We start from the raw sequence: 17486 nt of genomic DNA on the forward strand, positions 1-17486 counted from the left end.
CTTAGGTACTAAAGCAAGAGGATCCGCATTCACATTACCAGCAAACATGGTTGGACCAGTATGTGACATGTGTTCCGCAGTAACCGCAATCACCTACGCAGGTATTTTAGCTTACAGAGACACTGTAACCCAAATCTTAGGAGCACCTGCAGGATTCGCATAAAGCATGGCATTCGAATCATTGTCCAACGTAACCAAATTAATGCAAGATGAAGGCATCGACAAAATAGATGATGCTTTAAACCCAGCTGCATTATTAGGTACCGCAGACTCAATGAACTTCGGTTCCTTAGCAGAAATTGTACCTACAGTACTTGAATACTTAGGAAAATAAGAATAAAACACAATAAGTTTTAATTGTTGGATTAATTCCAACAATTAATTTAACTTATTTTTTAATCGTTACCCCCTGAAATAACCATTAAAAAATAAGTTAAGATAATCATACTTATTAAAATTGGAGATTGGTGTTAAAAATGTTAGAAAAACTTAAAAAAATTTTCGGTGCAAGTAGTGCACCTAAAAGTGTTGACGCAAAAATTGTTGAAGAGGAAGTAAAAGAAGAAGTTGAAGCTGTTAAAGAAACTGTTGAAAATAAAAAGATGAAAGTAGCAATTTTAGGTGCAGGATGTTACAGAACACACGCTGCAAGTGGAATTACCAACTTCTCAAGAGCTTGTGAAGTTGCAGAAGCAACCGGAAAAGAAAACATTTCCATGACCCACTCAACAATCGAAATGGGTGCAGAATTATTAGAATTAGCTGGAGTAGACGAAGTAGTAGTATCCGACCCAATATTCGACGGAGAATTCACAGTAGTAGACGACTTCGACTATGCAGAAGTAATCGCAGCTCACAAAGCAGGAAACCCAGAAGACGTAATGCCAGCAATCAGAGCAAAAGTAGGAGAATTAGCAGAAACCGTACCAAAACCATCTAAAGGTGCAATCCACTTTACCCACCCAGAAGACTTAGGTATGAAATGTGTAACTGACGACTCCGAAGCAGTAGCTGACGCTGACTGGGTAATGACCTGGTTACCAGAAGGAGGAATGCAACCTGACATCATCAAAAACTTCGCAGATGATATCAAAGACGGTGCAATCGTAACCCACGCATGTACCATCCCAACTCCTGGATTAAACAAAATCTTCGAAGACTTAGGCAAAAACGTAAACGTAGCTTCCTACCACCCAGGTGCAGTACCTGAAATGAAAGGTCAAGTTTACATTGCAGAAGGATTCGCAGACCAAGCATCCATCGATACTTTAATGGACTTAGGTACTAAAGCAAGAGGATCCGCATTCACATTACCAGCAAACATGGTTGGACCAGTATGTGACATGTGTTCCGCAGTAACCGCAATCACCTACGCAGGTATTTTAGCTTACAGAGACACAGTAACCCAAATCTTAGGCGCACCTGCAGGATTCGCACAAAGCATGGCATATGAAGCATTATCCAACGTAACCAAATTAATGCAAGATGAAGGCATCGACAAAATGGATGAAGCTTTAAACCCAGCTGCATTATTAGGTACTGCAGACTCAATGAACTTCGGTTCCTTAGCAGAACTTGTACCTACTATGTTAGATTATTTAGGTAAAGACGAACAAGAATAAGTTTAAATTGTTGGATTAATTCCAACAATTAATTTAACTTATTTTTTAATTGTTATGAATAATAGCCATTAAAAAATAAGTTAAGTTACAGATTATATATTAATAAAGTTGGTGTAAAATTGATTGATGAAATTTTAAATAAAGCAAGACAAGGACAAGAATTGAGTGATGAAGAATTTTTAGAATTGTTAAATATCGAGAATGATGAAGATTTAGAAAAATTATTCAAGATAGCCTGCGATATAAGAGATAATCAATCAAAAATGATTAAATTAACTTCCACTGTTCATCTTACAAATAAATGCCAAATCCAACCTAGATGCGAATATTGTGGATTTGCAGAAGAAACCTCGGAAAAAGGATATTACAATGCATTCTACAAATCTAATGATGAAATTTTAACCGCAATAAAATCTATCCAAGAAGCACATATTCCTCGCGTAAGTTGTTCTGGAGGATATGGTTACAAAGGAAAGCAAGCAGTGAATGCCTGTAAAATCGTGAAAGAAAACTCCAATCTAGAGATTCTTGTCAATGTTGGTGGAGATTTAACTGAAAAATCCGTGCAAGATTTAGCTGAACTAGGTGCAGACACAATTTGCTGCAATTTGGAAACAATAAACGAAGACGTATTCTATCAAAGAAAACCTGGAGACTCACTAGACCAAAGGATACTGACCTGCAAAAGGGTAAGTGATGCGGGAGTCGGATTATCATCAGGACTGCTTTTAGGACTTGGCGAAAGTAAAGAAGATAGAATAAAACATTTACGATACTTATCTAACTTTAAAACATTAGAGGAAATTCCAATAATGGGTTTCAATCCATATGAAGGCACACCCATGGCGGATTGGCCGGCATTTCCACTAATCGAACAACTGAAAATGGTTGCAATAACTAGAATAATGTATCCGGAAATCACCATCACAATGCCAACTCCAACAGTTGGGCCTGAAAATGTGGAATTTTCACTTAAAGCAGGTGCAAATAATCTGGCAACAGTTATTGCAGACAATTATCCTCATGAAGTTAAGGGAGTAGGTTCACCTGAATACGGCAATTATGCCGAAGTTGTTAATGTTATCGAAAAATTAGACTTAATACCTCAAACTATATAATCACTCTTTTTAAGATATGATAACATGGCATTTGAAAGGATGATAAAAAACGCATTTGAAGAATCTAGAAACAATACTAGATTAGGAGACACTCTTGAAGAAATAGCAGAAATTCAGGAATACATAAAAAATGCTCAAAAGATATATATTCCAAATAAGAATGGGATAAAAGTAGAAGTATTGAATAATGTTTTAAAAGATTATGGGTTGCCTGAAGCTAAAATACTCCAGATAAACACAAATACTGCAGATACCAGTAGAATTCCAGCTCTTGCAAAAGCATATATGGCCCTTGATCAAAGTGATGCTGATTTAATAATAGCTAGAGGGCGTTTAGGAATCCCCGGATCAGGTTCATTGCTTATTTTTATTGACAATAAAGGAAGGATACTGACAGCCGGAACTTCACCTTCACATTTAATCCATAAAAAGACAATTGAAGATGCCGTTTATGAAGAAGCCTGTGAGGCGCTTGAAAAAATTGGTTTTAAGAAGGTTGAATAATGAATGTCGATACAGGAATAACTTCAGAAGTATTTACAATTAAATCTGAAACTAAATTAGTTGATATTTTTAATGAAATTATTTCAAAAAAGTCAGAAGGCGTTTTTGATTATATGGAAAAGCTAAATATTGCTTCAGACACTAAAATAATAGTTATTGGAACATATTTTACCGGTGTTGGGATTGTTAAAAGATTAAGCGAAAAATATGAAAACATCACATTGATTGACATTTACCCTCATTTAGAAAAATTATTATACACCCATATTGGAGGACAGCTAAAAAACAAGGTAAAATTCTCATCTAATCTCGATTTGATATATTCAGGTGACGTTGTTATTGATACAACTGGTTTTGGCGGAATTAATGTGGAGCAATCATCAAAATTCAATGTTGAAGCGTTTATTATTGAAGACCCAGTAGCTGAAGATAACGACGCCCTTTTAGGTGAAAAGAACAACATTTATGAAAGATTGAATGCAGTCAAATCACTGAACAAAGCAGTTATAAAAACAAAAGGGATTAATACAAAAACATCCGGGACCATGACTCTGACAATTGGCATTTTAACTAATTTGTTAAATGAATTCCTTAAAAAGGAAGGAGTTCTTTATTGTGCTTGCGAGATGGGCTTTTTTGAAGAAGTTATTTTTAAAGAAAAAGACATTGATAGATTTATTGAACTTACAGATACAAATGCTTTTAAAGTATCAACCATTAATCCGTTCAACTTGGATGAATTAATAAGAGAAGAGATGGATAAAATAAACTCAGAAATGATTTGAATGAAACTTAAAGAAATTATAGAATACATTGATGAAAAAATACCTAAATCATTAGCATTAAAAAGCGATGAAGTTGGATTTAAAAAAGATTATGATTTGGAACAGGACATCGCAACAATTAAAGTTTATATGGATTTGCTGCCTGAAGACGATGAGTATTATGAAAATACTTTAATAATCACCCACCATCCCCCATTATTCAGTCCAAAAACACCTACCTACACAATTCATTCTAATTGGGATATAATTGATGGTGGTGCTAATGAAGCGCTAGCAGATACCTTGGATTTGGATGTAATTGATTATCTTGATAGCGACACCCACATTGGAAGAATTTGTGAATCGAACAAGACGTTTGGTGATTTAAAAAGCATTATATTGGATAATTTTAAAAACGTGAGAATCGTAAATGATTTAGATGACGAAACACCAATAAACAAAGTCGGAATCATATCGGGTTTTGGGCTTAAAAATCCAGATTACATCATATTATCAAAAAACAAAAATTTGGATATTCTGATTTCTGGAGATTTGACCCAGGAAACTGCAATTCTTGCAAAAAATTTAGAAATTACCTTAATTGATTTGAAACATCATGAAAGCGAAATTCCAGGATTATATGCGCTTAAGGATGTCTTAAAAGAACTCGACATTAACATTGAAATAATTGATAAAAGACCTATAGAAGACTTGAAGTGATAACATGGCAGATGATGAAATTAAGAAAATGGAAGATAAGCAAATCCCCAATGGACGAATTGATTTGATTGGTTGTGGAAGACTGGGTTTGAGGATTGGAATTAATTTGATTCAAGTCCACAGAGGAGGACCTAAAATAATTGGTGCTTTTGATGGTCAAAAAATTGATGGAGGAGATGTGATCTTCACACTTCTTGGAGCAGAAGAAGGAAAAAATAAACCAGACTTCTTAAAAAAAATCTGTACCCATAAAGAAGAATTTAGAAAAGTTTTAAGCTATCCTGAATATATTACAGAAGATAATCTTGATTTGATTGAAGGTGATGTGGTAATTATTGTAATTGCCGGAGGAAATACAATCCCTACTGCAGCCAACATTATTAGACATGCACATGCAAGAGGGGCTAAAACAATTGGAACTGCAGGAATATTTGGTTTTGGAGATGAAAATATTGAAATCAAAGATATTTCAGAATATGATGATTCAAATCCTGCTGTTGAAGAATTAAGAAAAGAAGGAATAACTGAAAATCATTTAATTTTAACAACAAACAAGTTAATTAGAGATAATGAGCCAGTTACTCCTTACACATTAGATGAAGTTGCAAAAATCATTACCATGAATGCTTTGAAATTATTGAGAGATCAAAATGATAAAAATAGCGACAGCTGAGTGTTTCACTCATGGAAAGATTGGAAGGGAACTCCATGCACTAGCCCAAAATTACAATGGTAACTTTGGATGCGAATATATTAACAATCCAAAAGAATATGGTGATTTTGACTATAATGAACTTAGCGTGACATGCAGTTTGTTTATTCCCACAATTGAAGCCGTTGAAAAGATTTTAAATGTTGAAAATCCTCCCAAACCAGATAAACTTATTAAAGGAATCAAAGTTTATGATGAAAAAGGGGATAAAAAAGTAAGTAGAATAATGGCTCAAGCTGTAAAAGATTTAAGCAACTGCGATATGGCTATTGGAACTACGGCAGGAGTTGGGCGTGGCGGAATATGCATAATTACTGATGAATATGAAATATTGACAACTACTGACGTTTATGCTGACTTATGTGAAAATAATAGCGAAAACTTATTCCAAAGATCTGAAGATGGAATTAGAAAAACATTGGAAATAATTTTACTGCTTTTAAATGGTGAACTTGACAAAATTGAATCTTTAGAAAATATTGAAATTAAAGAATATGAAAAATAATCCTATATCCTTTCAAGTTCATTCAAAATATATTTCTTTAACACACCAACAGCTTTTTCACCGTCTTCATCGAGGCGAACTGCATCCAATGGGTTTAAATCATAAGCTTTTACAACCGCATCTGCAGAAATATTCATAATTGCATCAATATCTTTATCTTTTAGAATTACTGATGCACAGTCATCACCGCAACCAGTAATGGTTACTATTTTTGCATCATCCAATATCGGTGAACAGTTGTTTGGCTGAGCGGAGTACTCTGTAATGCATGCTGCAACAATATTATCTTTTTCCAATGCCAATTCTACACTGGCAGCTCTTACGACTAAACCTAATGGACTTAATCCACTACATGAAACTAAAGCTATCTTATCACTCATTTTTTCATTCTCCCATATCTTTTTTTAACTTTATCATAACCTCTTTTATAAAAGGGACACTTTAAAATACACTCATTGCAACCTTCCCTGTGTGCTGTGCAGACTTTCCTTAACAGTTTTTCATTTTCATCAAATGCCTCTTTCGGACATCTCTCAATGCAAACACCACATGTTGAGCAGAAATCCCTAACCCATAGCATGTCATTTTCACTTTTAAAAGGCAGATTGTCTATTGATGTGTGAATCATGAAAAAGCCCATGTTCAAGCCATCCTTAAACAAACACATGTTGCTTCTTGTAATGACACAGTCGTTTGATTGCAAAGCAATTGCCCTAAGGCTTAAGTTATCATCCAAAGGATGCAATAAATCCGCATTAAAACCATTTTCCCTTAAGAAATCGGCGAATTCATAAACATGAACTCCATATTCCTGAAACTCCTCATCCATCAATTTTCCTTTCTGACGGGAAGGCTCCATCTTTAGAAGTTCATCGCCCATTAAAAACTTAAAAATAATTACATTATCGAAATCAATGTTTAAATCTTTTTTAACATCTTCAGATAATTTTGAATAGCTCAATCCTGTAAAATTATATTTTTCAGCTAGTTCAACCAATTTAAAAAGCAAATCCTCTGAAATTTCCCTTTTAGGATTTTGAGGATTTTCAATTTTATAAAAATTAGGAAGAGGTTTGTGGTATCTAAACCCCTCAAAAACAGTATCAATCATTTTCTTAAAGCTTCAACAGCTTTAGGGAATTCTTCGCAGAATACTTTGATTTGTTCTGTTGGAATTGAGAAACTAATACGCAAGTATCTGTCACCAAATTCTTCAGAAGTGTATTCTCCTTCCCTTGTGAATAATTTATGTTGAATCAAATAGTTTGACATTTCCTTCGGATTTATTCCTGCTCCAGACAAATCAACTGCCATCATATTCGCATCTGACGGATAGACAGGCAGGAATACTCCATCAACAGTGTCAACCATTTCCTTGATTAACCTTTGGTTTTCAAAACAAATCTCTCTCATTTCGTCAAACCATTCAGGTTTTGATTTAAGACCTGCAATTGCACCATATTGTGAAATGATGTTTACTCCCAAATCATTGATAACAGCATTTTTAATGGCATCGATTATTGGTTTTGATGAGACTACTCCACCAATTCTTAAACCTGCCATTCCAAATATTTTTGAAAAGCTGTAGATTGTTAATGTTTGGCCAGGAGCATAGTTTTCTACAAGGAAATGCTCTCTTGCAAAGTCTTTGTAAGTTATATCATGCAATAAGTATAAATCATTTTCAATTGCAATTTCTGCAAATTCTTTTAATTCATCTTCAGTATATGAGGAACCAAGCGGGTTTAATGGATCAATTAAAATGACCATGCGAGTATTTTCATCCATGTTTTCACGTAAAAGATCCGGAGTCAATTTATAGTTATTTTCAGGATAGTAAATCGGAACATATCTTACTTCACCTGCAAATCTGTTTGCAAAGTCACCAATGATGAAATATCCCGGGTCTGATAAAATCACATTGTCCTCTGGTTCTAAAAGAGCTTGCATACATAAATATAGAGATTCGGTTGCTCCTGAAGTTAATAGAACTTCAAAATCTTCTAAATCTAAATCATCTAAAATTAATTGTTTAAGTTCGCTGAATCCTTCAGGGGCAGGATAACGACAGAAAGTCTTTTCACGAATGGCATCAATCATGGCATTAGCTATTGTATCTCCATGTAAATGGTTGGTGTTTTGACCCATCCAAATCATGTCTTTGTCCATATACATGTCCTCAAAAAAGTCATTTGCATTATCATAACCTTTTGGAGGCACCCTTTCAGTTTTTTTAAACTTTTTTCTTGGGTTTTTAATATCAAAATCCTTATCCCTCATAATATCACTCAAACAATTGTAAAATAAATATTTATTTTTAATTATTAATAAAATTACCTAAATTATACCATTTGAAGTTATTGAAAAAACGGCTTGCCTCCCTTCAGGAATACTTCTGTGGCGCCTTAAAGTAGCTATTCTTTGATTGACTTCATCTCCACGCTCAAGTTGGATTATAACTTTACTCCAGTACTGCAAGATTGTTCCTCCAACAGCCTTAATATCATTATTTCCTTCATCATCAAATGCATTGTAGATTTGATTTGTTAATACTACAGAAACATCGTATTGTCTTGCAATTTTAGACAAAAGACCCATCTGCTTACCCAATTCCTTATTCAGCTTAGCGGATTTCATATCATCAACTCTATACAAGGCTACAGCCGAATCCAGAACAATTAAATCCACATCATTATGGTTTTTTCTAAGCCAAACGTCAATTGACCTCAACATGTCATTCTGCTCTTGAAAACTTGTTGGTTCAAAGACGATTATATTATTAGCTACTCTTGAAAAATCAGATCCCGCAATTTGTTTTATCCTATCAATTGATATTCCTCCTTCAGTATCCATGTAAATAACTTTTTTACCGTTTTTTGCAACATTAACTGCTAATGCTAATGTTATATTACTTTTACCGGAACTTGGAGGGCCAAATATTTGGGTAATTGTACCTTTTTCAAAACCTCCACCCAACATCGCATCTAAAGATGAATTGGAAGGAATTTTATGATTATCTTCAAAATTAGCTAATACTTTCATGATACAATATTGTTCCTTATAAAATATAAAAATATTGAAAAGTTTATATTCTCCTATTTAAATATTAACAACTAACTTGAAAAGGAGTAGATTTTATGAATAACAAGATACTTTTAGCATTGATTGTAATCCTTATTTCAATTACTTGCTTAGGGATAGTTTCAGCAGACAATGAAACCAATGAAACTTTAGAATTGGCTGAAGAAACTATCGGCATGACAAACTACATTATGCCAACCGCAATTTCAGGCAATCAAATCACCTTTAGTGATGGATTTACCGGATTTTGCCTTGATTTGGCAAAAGATGCCATAACTAGTGAAGATGGATATACAGTGGGTTCTGAAAGTGACCCTGCTCTTGAAAATTATATCAAATTGGCAATTATAGAATGCTACAAACAAAATCGGGAAAATGATATTGAATCCATTGTAACCAGTTTTGTTGATGGATCTTACCAAAGCAAAAGTGATGATGTAATCTCCGAAGTGTTGAACTCAGATGAAACTATTGGAAATGAGGCAGTAGAAGAGATTGACAATACTACTGAAGCAACATTTACCTTTGAACACTTAACTTCTGCAAATGAAGACAAATCAGATTGCATTGCTTATAGTGTTTCATTGAGAACTGTAGAAACGGAAGATGTCATAGGAGCTAGTGAAAATGACACTTCCGATGAAGAGGCAGTAAGTGAAGATTCAAGCGACAATGATACTATCGCTGCTGAAGACAATAACGATACTGTTAATGAAGATGAAAAAACTACCGAACCGGATAACAATAAAACTAATGAAAAAGAGGATAAAACCGAATCCGGCAATGAAGAAACAATCGTCAATGAAACAAACAAAACCATAATCAATAAAACAAACACAGTCATCGTTAATGAAAACAACACAACCATCATTAACAAGACCACTGTAAAGCACATCAACAATACAACTGACGACACCCCACAAAATGACACTATCAAAAAGATAATACAAACTGTGGGAAATCCAATATTTCTTTTAATAGTCGTTATTGCTGTTGCAGCAATTGTAGCTGCGGCAATGCGTAGAAAAGATTAACCTTTAATCTTTTCCTTTTTTTATTTTCGTAAAATTCTTGGATTAAAACCAGACAGATCAATGATTGATGATGCCTTATTTGAATTTAAATCACCAACATCAATTACCAAATCCACTTCACAATCAAGCTGGCCTAAAATTTCTTCAGGATTTGAGAGCATTTCATCATCTGAAATATTTGCGCTGGTGGTCGTTATCGGAAATATGCTGGCCAACCTGCAGGCTATTTCACAATCTGGTACTCTGACACCGACATTGTTTAATCCGCCAGTTACAGTTCTTGGAACAATATTTCTTTTATTTAAAATGAATGTGTAAGGACCTGGAAGATAACTGTTTATAATCTCCTTTTGAGACAGTGAGGCTTTAGCAACCAGATCAATTGCACCAACATCACTGACAAGTATTGACAAAGGCTTCAGATAACTTCTCTGCTTAATATCGAAAACTCTTTTAACAGCTTTCTTTTCAAAAATATTGGCTCCCAAACCGTAAACTGTATCGGTCGGATACAATACAACTCCCCCGTCAGCCAATATTTTTATGGCTTCATTAATTATGTTTTCATCAAACTTATCAATGCTTGTTTTTATTATCTTCATTTAACTTACCTAACAATTATATTGTATGAGATATTTAATATAAATTATGCTTCAAAGTTTAAGACCATTTTTAACAAAAATTTTAAACCCGGTTGCAAGTAGACTGGACATAAATCCGAATATCGTTACTGTAATTTCCCCATTCGTTGCGGTTCTTGCAGCATGGGGCTTTGCAAATCACCTATTGATTTTGGGAACGGTTGCAATTCTAGCTTCTGGATTTCTGGATGTTGTTGACGGTGCAGTTGCAAGATACCATAACAAAGCATCCAAATTCGGAGCATTTCTGGACTCAACTATGGACAGATTTGCCGATGCAATAATCTACATCGGAATCATATTCGGAGGCTACTGCGACTGGTTTGTTGGCATCTTGGCAATTCACTCAGCAATCTGTGTCAGCTATGTGAGGGCAAGGGCAGAATCACAGGGCGTCGACTGCAACGTTGGAATTGCTGAAAGGGCAGTCCGTATGATTATCTTAATGATTGGAGCAATAATCGGATATTTCGCAGGAGATATCTACTTTACATACATCATCTACATTTTAGTAATCTTGTCATACTTTACAGTTGGACAAAGAGTTTTACATGTTTGGAGGCAGCTAAATGACTGAATTGGAAAGTCCCGAAAAAATAGCAAAGGATATTGCAAAATTGGAAAGAAATCTGAATCAAGTAGCCGAAATCACCTTTGAAGGAAAGGAAAAGGAAGTTTATGACAGAGCTATCGACTATTGGAACGATTCAAAATATTATCTGGAAAAAGGAGATATGAGGACTGCATTCGGTTGTATTGAATACAGCCACGGCCTATTGGATGCCTTAAGGATGATTCATGGAATCATTTAATATTTTTAACAGCCATCTCCTCTTTAAAAAATCAACTATAATTTGAAGTGTTCGGAAAATCTGAACAATTGAAATTTTCAAAATATGCAAAAAAATAGGATTCTAATAATTAATGATTTATTTTTCATTGAAATGAATGATTTTTGAATCCCTTTAGATTTTAAAAAGTATGAAAACTTACAGAACATGGGTAAATTATAATCAGTTGAACCATATTTTCACCAGTTCTAATTAATAGTTTTATATACAATACTATTTTCTAAAATAAAATAAAATAGTTTTATAAAATTAATTCTTAATTATTAACCAAAAATTCATAAGGTATAATCATAGACCCTCAAATTTTTTAACTTCAATAATAAGATTATCAAAATCGGACTGATAATTTCTATCTTGGATTACCCTATATTTCTAGAAATTACAACATCACTCAATATGATTTTTCCATTAGGACTGCTCCAATTTATCAAGTCGATGTTAATCTTTTAGCTATCACCCTCGCATGTTGCGTTTTTAGAGTTAGCACTGTAACTACTGAGATAATTGCATCTAAATTATAGAAATTATTTATATGATTTGCCATCCGAAGCAGTTGTTCGAATTTTCCGAACAACTGAATTTTTATCTAATTCTCCATCAGCAAATAAATTTTTAAGATGAAAACTTATTGTGTTCCTAAAAAAAGAAAAATAACAAAAAAGAAGATTAAAAATTTGTTTTATAACAAAAATGAAAAAGATTAAGTAAGATTACACATCAATCTTACTGTTAATCAAGGATTCATCACCGGCAGATATTATCTCACCATCCAAAACTTCGATAACTCTATCTGCAAGTTTGGCTACATCCATATCATGAGTTACAATTATCAATGTTACATTCTTATCTTCATGCAAATCGATTAACTGCTTAAGGATTTTACTACTTGTCTTTGAATCCAGTGATCCTGTTGGTTCATCTGCCAATATTATTGATGGTTCATTGGCCAGTGCCCGGGCAATAGCTACCCTCTGACGTTCACCACCAGATAACTTGTTCGGTTTTATGCCTGCCTTGTCTTCAAGGCCAACATCATCCAAGAGTTTCAATGCTTTACTTCTCATCTCTTTAGAAGATAACTTCTGGGTATACATTGGAATTTCAACATTTTCCACAACAGAGATGTTTGGAATCAGGTTGTGCAACTGGAAAATGAAACCAATACTTTCCGCCCTGAACTCATTGAGTTTTTTGGATGTTTTCAAATCATGGCCTGCAACATTGATGCTTCCAGAATCGGGAATGTCAAGCGCACCGAGCATATTCAATAAAGTTGATTTACCGGAACCTGACGGACCGATGATTGAGACAAATTCCCCGTCTTCAATTGTGAGGTTTACACCATTCAATGCCTTGATTTTTCCATCTTCATAACTTTTATACAAATCTTTGATTTCAACTGCATTCATATTTTCACCTCACTCATACCTCAATGCCTCTGTTGGAGGCAATTTAACCGCTTTGATTGCAGGGTAAAGCCCACCAATGATTCCAACCAAAATAGCTATTGCAAAAGCCTGAATAAATATTTTTGGAGTGAACAATGGAGAAAATCCCATTTGAGGAGCCAAAAGTGTGCATGCTCCAAATCCTATTAGGGAGCCTATGATGGCCGAAACTATTGTAATTACCAAAGATTCCCCAACAATCATTCCAAGAATCCTTTTGTCTGACCATCCGACTGCCTTTAAAACACCGATTTCACGGGTTCTCTCAAACACGCTCATCAGCATTGTGTTGATGATTCCAAGGCCTCCAACGACAATGGCAAGAAGTGATATTGCCCATGTGGATGCTTTAAGCATGTTCAGCATATCCCCCATCTGCTGCATTTCCATGACTGATGTGATTGTTGCAATGTCATCACCGTATTTCTCATCAATCCTGTCGGCAACCTCCTGAGGATCCTGACCTTTTTCTACCTTAACATAAATGTTTGAGATTGAATCATCGTCATCCATCAGGTCGCCAACTTTTGAGATTGATGTGAATACACCTCCCGCCATGTTCTGGTCTCCAGTTTCATAAATTCCTACAATCTCAAAGTCCTCACCGTCAATCTTGATATTGTCCCCTACTTTATAGTCATTGTCATCAGCATATATTTCACCAAGAATCGCTTCAGATGCATTGTCCTTGAAAATTCTACCTTCTTTCATTGAAATATCAGCCAATGTAGTTCCTTCGGGATCAATACCGATTAAGGTATTCATATAATCATCGCCAACCGAAGTCAGGACAACATAAATAGGATATGCCTCCTCCACCCCAGTGACGTTTGCTATCTTATCTGTCCAGTTTGCATCGATGGTATTGGTTCCATAAGCTGAATCCCCAGTTTCCTTTCCGGAAATCGAAAAGTCAGCACCTCCCGCATGAATTGTATCTTCAAAGGTATTGACCAAACCGTCTGTGATTCCACCAAGAGCAACAATAACAATTATTCCAATAGCAATTCCCACAATAGCAAGAATTGCGCTATTCTTTCTCCTGAATGGATTTTTAAGAATGAATTTTAAAAATGACATAATACTAAATAGGAGAGTAATATATAAATAAGTAATTACAGCATTGACTAAGATGCAAAAATGAGGTATTAAAATGCATAAGAAAGTACTTTTGGAAAATGTCGACAAGATTCATACCACTGAAATGGGCGTTGGAAGAATACAGAAAAATTTGGGAATTGATGATGAACCTGTTAGCTACTGTATTTCAAAGCTTGAAAAAGATGAATCAGTAGTTACAAAAGAGGGTAAAAACTATTATGTTACTGTTGATGATTGCATAATAACCATTAATTCAAGAAGTTTTACAATAATTACTGCACACAAAAACTAATTTTAAAAAAAGTAAAAAAAAGAAGAGATTTGAAATCTCTTTAAGTTTAATCATCCATGTCTTCGAATCTGGATTCTAATTTTTCCATTACACCAGGAAGTGAAGTGTATTCCATTTCTTCAGATGGTAATCTGTGAGGTTCGAATGGACCGTGTCTTCTGATGTAAGTTGCAATTTTAGCAGCTTGTTCACGGGTTGGGTCAAATGCAGGGTCATCGAATAAGTCTACAGGACCGATTAATTCACCGTTAGCTACTTGGAAACCTAATCCGACTACTCTAGGTGGTCCGTCGAATCTGATTGGATTTGCTTCTGCTTCGGATACAGGCATCATTGGACCATTGTGGGATCCTCTCATCCATCCGCTTACCATGTGTGGGAATGCGAATGGGTCTACACATTCACCGTTAGCAGGGAAACCAGATTGTGCTCTTACGATACATACTGGGTCGTCTTTACCAACGTATTCTCCAGCCATTAAGTTTAATCTTTCAGTACTTACTGCAGCTGCGATTTCACCATTTTTCTTCCATACTCTTTTAATTACGTATCTTCCGGTGGAACCGATTAATGCAAGCAAGTCATACATTTCTTCAGGACAGCTTAAGATAACTTTTCTGTGTTCGATTACGTCGAATACTTCGAATTTGAATCCATCGTGCAATGATGGGTCGATTACAAGACCTGCAGTATTGAATGGGTCTGCAAAGATTCTGAAAACCGGTAAGTTGAATGCACCAGGTTCAGTTTTGTCACAGCAGAAAATTAATACAGGATCAGATGGCCTTTCTTCGAATTCCATTTCTGCTACACCAGGACCCATACCTTTGATGTTACCTGAGAATGTATCGGATAACAAGTCTTGACCTGCACCGTACAATTTCAATTCACGTGCTCTTTCAGTAGCTTTCATGAATGCAGTATATGCAGTTTTGTGCACTTCTTCGTTTTCTACACCTTTGTCGTGGGTCATGATTAAGTCTATGTCGTCTCCACAGCGGGAGATATAGTAATCTTTTATGATACCAGTTTCTAAAGCTTCGTTTAAAACTTCGTCACAAATATCCATTAATTCTGGGTGTGCGACACAGTGTCCGGACACACTTCCAATATCAGCCTTAATTACACTAACAGTAGTTTTCATATTTATAACCTCGATTAGTAAATTAGTTATTTACTAGACATTTATTATTTATGATTTGGATAGTATTTAATTATTATGATATTTAGATTACAAATCATTTATTAACTAAAAAACATGACTGTAATTAAAGAATTGGAGACTATATTATGAAACTTATACTTAAAGAGAAAATGTTCTCATTGTTTGATAGCTTTGATGTTTATAGTGAAGATGGCAACGTCGCATATAAAGTCAAAGGAGAGCTGGCAATAAAGCACAAATTAAAAATATTTAGCCCACAGGGAGATGAACTCGGAGAAGTCAATCAAAAGGTCATATCCGTCACCCCAACATTTGAACTGCATGAAAAAGGAAAAAAAATTGGCAGCATTAAAAAGAAACTGTTCAAATTATTCGGTTCATCCTACAGCATAGATGCATTAGGTTGGACTGCAAAGGGAAATTTCACAGAATGGAACTACAGCATCAAGGATTCTAATGGAAATCAGGTTGCAACAATCGGAAAACAGCTATTGAACCTGACAGACACATACGTTTTGGATGTTGTTAATCCGCAGGACGCATTACATGTCCTGATGTTCGTCATTGCAATAGATGCTGAAAAATGCTCAAGAGACTAAAGTGTATAAACATTTATTGGATTTGAATTGAAAAATATCAATTCAGTCCCTATGAATGTTTTCAAATACCTTTTGAAGTATTTCATCCTGATTCATACTTTCACATGCCTCTTTAACCCTATTCAAATCAGCACGGGTTTCAGGATATCTTGGAACTGCACTGCATCCTCCATCATCGATTTTAGAGATTTCAAAAGTGCCTATTTCTTTTGCGATTTTGGTAATCTCTTCCTTATCCAAACCAATCAATGGAGACAAAATCGGCATTTCCACACCATATCTTGTAGCAAGAATGTTAGACAGTGTCTGTGAAGCAACCTGGCCTACGCTGCTTCCATCGACAATAGCATCAGCGCCCAGTTTAAGTGCCAGCATCTCAGCAATCCTATACATTCCGGATTTGCATAAGACACAGGTCATCTTTTCAGGAGCCTTTTCTTTTGCAACTGTTAAATATTCTCCATAATCTACGACCCTCTTTTTAATTGGAACTCCTTTTGCATATTCATTCAACTGGTCCACCAATAGATTAAAAAGTTCAGTTACTTTGGGGCCTGAGAAAGGATCATTGTTGCAATGCAAAGCTATTACTTCACAGCCCCTTTTCATCATCATATAAGCTGCAACAGGGGAGTCTATGCCACTTGATAAAAGCACTACAACTTTTCCCTGTGTTGCTAAAGGCAGTCCTCCTGGGCCTTTAATCTTTTCATGATAAATGTAAGCATCATTATCTCTAATTTCAACGTAAATTGTCAAATCAGGATTTGTCAGGTCAACCGGAGCCAAAATCTTATCCCTTACAACACCACCACAGTGGGCGGCCATTTCCTGGGATGTGAAATCATGCTTGCCGACACGACGACATTTAATGGCAAATTTGGTATTCTCATCTAAAATTCCGCTGGCCATTAAGTCCAAAGTGTATTGTCCTAAAGTTTCATCGATTTCATCATATGTGGAATGGGTTGAAGTTGCAGGAGAGTATGAAACAACACCGAATACTCTGTTTAACTTTTCGATTCCTTCATCAAAGTCATTTGGGAAAATATAGATTCTTCCCTGGTTTCTATCAACTTCACAATCAAAAGCGGCCTTAATATTTTTAACTAATTTCTTTTCAAAACGGGACCTTATCTTAGGGCTTTTAAGCCCGATTTCACCATATCTTGCAATTATTAAATCATGATTCATTCAAACAACTCTTTAAAATTCACGCCAAAACATTAATATATTTTTTAAGATTTTTGATTAATATAATTTTTCTATATTTCAATTTCAATCAGAATGGCCTATGCAAAATTAAACATTGCCACAAATGTCCAATTT

At 35.0% G+C, this 17486-nt stretch carries 21 protein-coding genes and 1 pseudogene; 13 read left to right on the forward strand and 9 right to left on the reverse strand.

Features of this window, described 5'->3' with window-relative positions:
* From ACKI3D_RS04305 to ACKI3D_RS04340, 8 genes and pseudogenes are all read left to right on the forward strand, one after another.
* Positions 1 to 334: pseudogene (locus ACKI3D_RS04305) on the forward strand (5,10-methenyltetrahydromethanopterin hydrogenase family protein); the annotation flags it as partial.
* A 268-nt stretch (positions 335 to 602) separates the two neighbouring features.
* Positions 603 to 1622 (forward strand): 5,10-methenyltetrahydromethanopterin hydrogenase, encoded by a 1020-nt coding sequence (gene hmd / locus ACKI3D_RS04310; RefSeq protein ID WP_407392538.1) that lies wholly within the window; start codon positions 603 to 605, stop codon positions 1620 to 1622.
* Between the two features lie 119 nt (positions 1623 to 1741).
* The gene (gene hmdB, locus ACKI3D_RS04315) at positions 1742 to 2740 is read left to right on the forward strand and encodes a 5,10-methenyltetrahydromethanopterin hydrogenase cofactor biosynthesis protein HmdB (protein ID WP_407392518.1); all 999 of its coding nucleotides are present in this window, start codon (positions 1742 to 1744) and stop codon (positions 2738 to 2740) included.
* Positions 2741 to 2764: 24 nt separating this feature from the next.
* The gene (locus ACKI3D_RS04320; protein ID WP_407392519.1) at positions 2765 to 3244 is read left to right on the forward strand and encodes a DUF3236 domain-containing protein; all 480 of its coding nucleotides are present in this window, start codon (positions 2765 to 2767) and stop codon (positions 3242 to 3244) included.
* Positions 3244 to 4029: an SAM-dependent methyltransferase HcgC family protein gene (locus ACKI3D_RS04325; protein ID WP_407392520.1), complete on the forward strand. Its 786-nt coding sequence runs from the start codon at positions 3244 to 3246 to the stop codon at positions 4027 to 4029. The genes ACKI3D_RS04320 and ACKI3D_RS04325 overlap by 1 nt, the downstream gene beginning before the upstream one ends.
* Positions 4030 to 4728 (forward strand): Nif3-like dinuclear metal center hexameric protein, encoded by a 699-nt coding sequence (locus ACKI3D_RS04330; protein WP_407392521.1) that lies wholly within the window; start codon positions 4030 to 4032, stop codon positions 4726 to 4728.
* Positions 4729 to 4732: 4 nt separating this feature from the next.
* Positions 4733 to 5401 carry a hypothetical protein gene (locus tag ACKI3D_RS04335; RefSeq protein WP_407392522.1) on the forward strand — a complete coding sequence of 223 codons (669 nt, stop codon included), beginning with the start codon at positions 4733 to 4735 and terminating at the stop codon, positions 5399 to 5401.
* On the forward strand, positions 5379 to 5945 hold the full coding sequence (locus tag ACKI3D_RS04340; RefSeq protein ID WP_407392523.1) for a UPF0254 family protein: 567 nt from the start codon (positions 5379 to 5381) through the stop codon (positions 5943 to 5945). The genes ACKI3D_RS04335 and ACKI3D_RS04340 overlap by 23 nt, the downstream gene beginning before the upstream one ends.
* A gap of 2 nt (positions 5946 to 5947) precedes the next feature.
* Here ACKI3D_RS04340 and ACKI3D_RS04345 read toward each other — a convergent pair whose 3' ends face one another.
* From ACKI3D_RS04345 to radB, 4 genes are read right to left on the reverse strand one after another with little or no spacing between them, the layout of a single operon-like run.
* Positions 5948 to 6325: a putative zinc-binding protein gene (locus ACKI3D_RS04345; RefSeq protein ID WP_407392524.1), complete on the reverse strand. Its 378-nt coding sequence runs from the start codon at positions 6323 to 6325 to the stop codon at positions 5948 to 5950.
* On the reverse strand, positions 6322 to 7056 hold the full coding sequence (locus tag ACKI3D_RS04350) for a DUF362 domain-containing protein (RefSeq protein WP_407392525.1): 735 nt from the start codon (positions 7054 to 7056) through the stop codon (positions 6322 to 6324). The genes ACKI3D_RS04345 and ACKI3D_RS04350 overlap by 4 nt, the downstream gene beginning before the upstream one ends.
* Positions 7053 to 8225 carry a pyridoxal phosphate-dependent aminotransferase gene (locus ACKI3D_RS04355; RefSeq protein WP_407392526.1) on the reverse strand — a complete coding sequence of 391 codons (1173 nt, stop codon included), beginning with the start codon at positions 8223 to 8225 and terminating at the stop codon, positions 7053 to 7055. Before ACKI3D_RS04355 ends, ACKI3D_RS04350 begins: the two co-directional genes overlap by 4 nt.
* Positions 8226 to 8282: 57 nt before the next feature.
* Positions 8283 to 8987 carry a DNA repair and recombination protein RadB gene (radB, locus tag ACKI3D_RS04360; RefSeq protein ID WP_407392527.1) on the reverse strand — a complete coding sequence of 235 codons (705 nt, stop codon included), beginning with the start codon at positions 8985 to 8987 and terminating at the stop codon, positions 8283 to 8285.
* Positions 8988 to 9082: 95 nt separating this feature from the next.
* Here radB and ACKI3D_RS04365 point away from each other — a divergent pair, with 95 nt between their 5' ends.
* Positions 9083 to 10060, forward strand: a complete 978-nt coding sequence (locus ACKI3D_RS04365) for a hypothetical protein (RefSeq protein ID WP_407392528.1) — start codon at positions 9083 to 9085, stop codon at positions 10058 to 10060.
* Between the two features lie 20 nt (positions 10061 to 10080).
* Here the strand turns inward: ACKI3D_RS04365 and ACKI3D_RS04370 are convergent, their stop codons facing one another.
* A complete protein-coding gene (locus ACKI3D_RS04370; RefSeq protein WP_407392529.1) occupies positions 10081 to 10662 on the reverse strand; it encodes an L-threonylcarbamoyladenylate synthase in 582 nt (193 codons plus the stop codon).
* Between the two features lie 46 nt (positions 10663 to 10708).
* Here ACKI3D_RS04370 and pgsA point away from each other — a divergent pair, with 46 nt between their 5' ends.
* Both pgsA and ACKI3D_RS04380 read left to right on the forward strand, forming a co-directional pair.
* Positions 10709 to 11278: an archaetidylinositol phosphate synthase gene (pgsA, locus tag ACKI3D_RS04375; RefSeq protein ID WP_407392530.1), complete on the forward strand. Its 570-nt coding sequence runs from the start codon at positions 10709 to 10711 to the stop codon at positions 11276 to 11278.
* Positions 11271 to 11513, forward strand: a complete 243-nt coding sequence (locus tag ACKI3D_RS04380) for a DUF357 domain-containing protein (protein ID WP_407392531.1) — start codon at positions 11271 to 11273, stop codon at positions 11511 to 11513. Before pgsA ends, ACKI3D_RS04380 begins: the two co-directional genes overlap by 8 nt.
* Before the next feature lie 749 nt (positions 11514 to 12262).
* On the opposite strand, the gene ACKI3D_RS04385 is transcribed toward ACKI3D_RS04380, so the two are convergent.
* On the reverse strand, positions 12263 to 12961 hold the full coding sequence (locus ACKI3D_RS04385) for an ABC transporter ATP-binding protein (RefSeq protein WP_407392532.1): 699 nt from the start codon (positions 12959 to 12961) through the stop codon (positions 12263 to 12265).
* A gap of 9 nt (positions 12962 to 12970) precedes the next feature.
* Positions 12971 to 14080, reverse strand: a complete 1110-nt coding sequence (locus tag ACKI3D_RS04390) for an ABC transporter permease (protein ID WP_407392533.1) — start codon at positions 14078 to 14080, stop codon at positions 12971 to 12973.
* A 73-nt stretch (positions 14081 to 14153) separates the two neighbouring features.
* Here ACKI3D_RS04390 and ACKI3D_RS04395 point away from each other — a divergent pair, with 73 nt between their 5' ends.
* Positions 14154 to 14393 (forward strand): DUF3781 domain-containing protein, encoded by a 240-nt coding sequence (locus ACKI3D_RS04395; protein WP_407392534.1) that lies wholly within the window; start codon positions 14154 to 14156, stop codon positions 14391 to 14393.
* 46 nt (positions 14394 to 14439) lie between these two features.
* Here ACKI3D_RS04395 and fbp read toward each other — a convergent pair whose 3' ends face one another.
* On the reverse strand, positions 14440 to 15537 hold the full coding sequence (gene fbp / locus ACKI3D_RS04400) for a fructose-1,6-bisphosphate aldolase/phosphatase (RefSeq protein WP_407392535.1): 1098 nt from the start codon (positions 15535 to 15537) through the stop codon (positions 14440 to 14442).
* A gap of 146 nt (positions 15538 to 15683) precedes the next feature.
* Between fbp and ACKI3D_RS04405 the strand changes: the two genes are divergently transcribed.
* A complete protein-coding gene (locus ACKI3D_RS04405) occupies positions 15684 to 16157 on the forward strand; it encodes an LURP-one-related/scramblase family protein (RefSeq protein ID WP_407392536.1) in 474 nt (157 codons plus the stop codon).
* A gap of 42 nt (positions 16158 to 16199) precedes the next feature.
* On the opposite strand, the gene thiI is transcribed toward ACKI3D_RS04405, so the two are convergent.
* Positions 16200 to 17351, reverse strand: coding sequence for a tRNA uracil 4-sulfurtransferase ThiI (thiI, locus tag ACKI3D_RS04410; RefSeq protein ID WP_407392537.1), 1152 nt, complete (start codon positions 17349 to 17351; stop codon positions 16200 to 16202).
* Positions 17352 to 17486: the final 135 nt, after the last annotated feature.

This window comes from Methanobrevibacter sp. (assembly GCF_045586545.1).
In the GTDB taxonomy this organism is placed as follows: Archaea; Methanobacteriota; Methanobacteria; order Methanobacteriales; family Methanobacteriaceae; genus Methanocatella.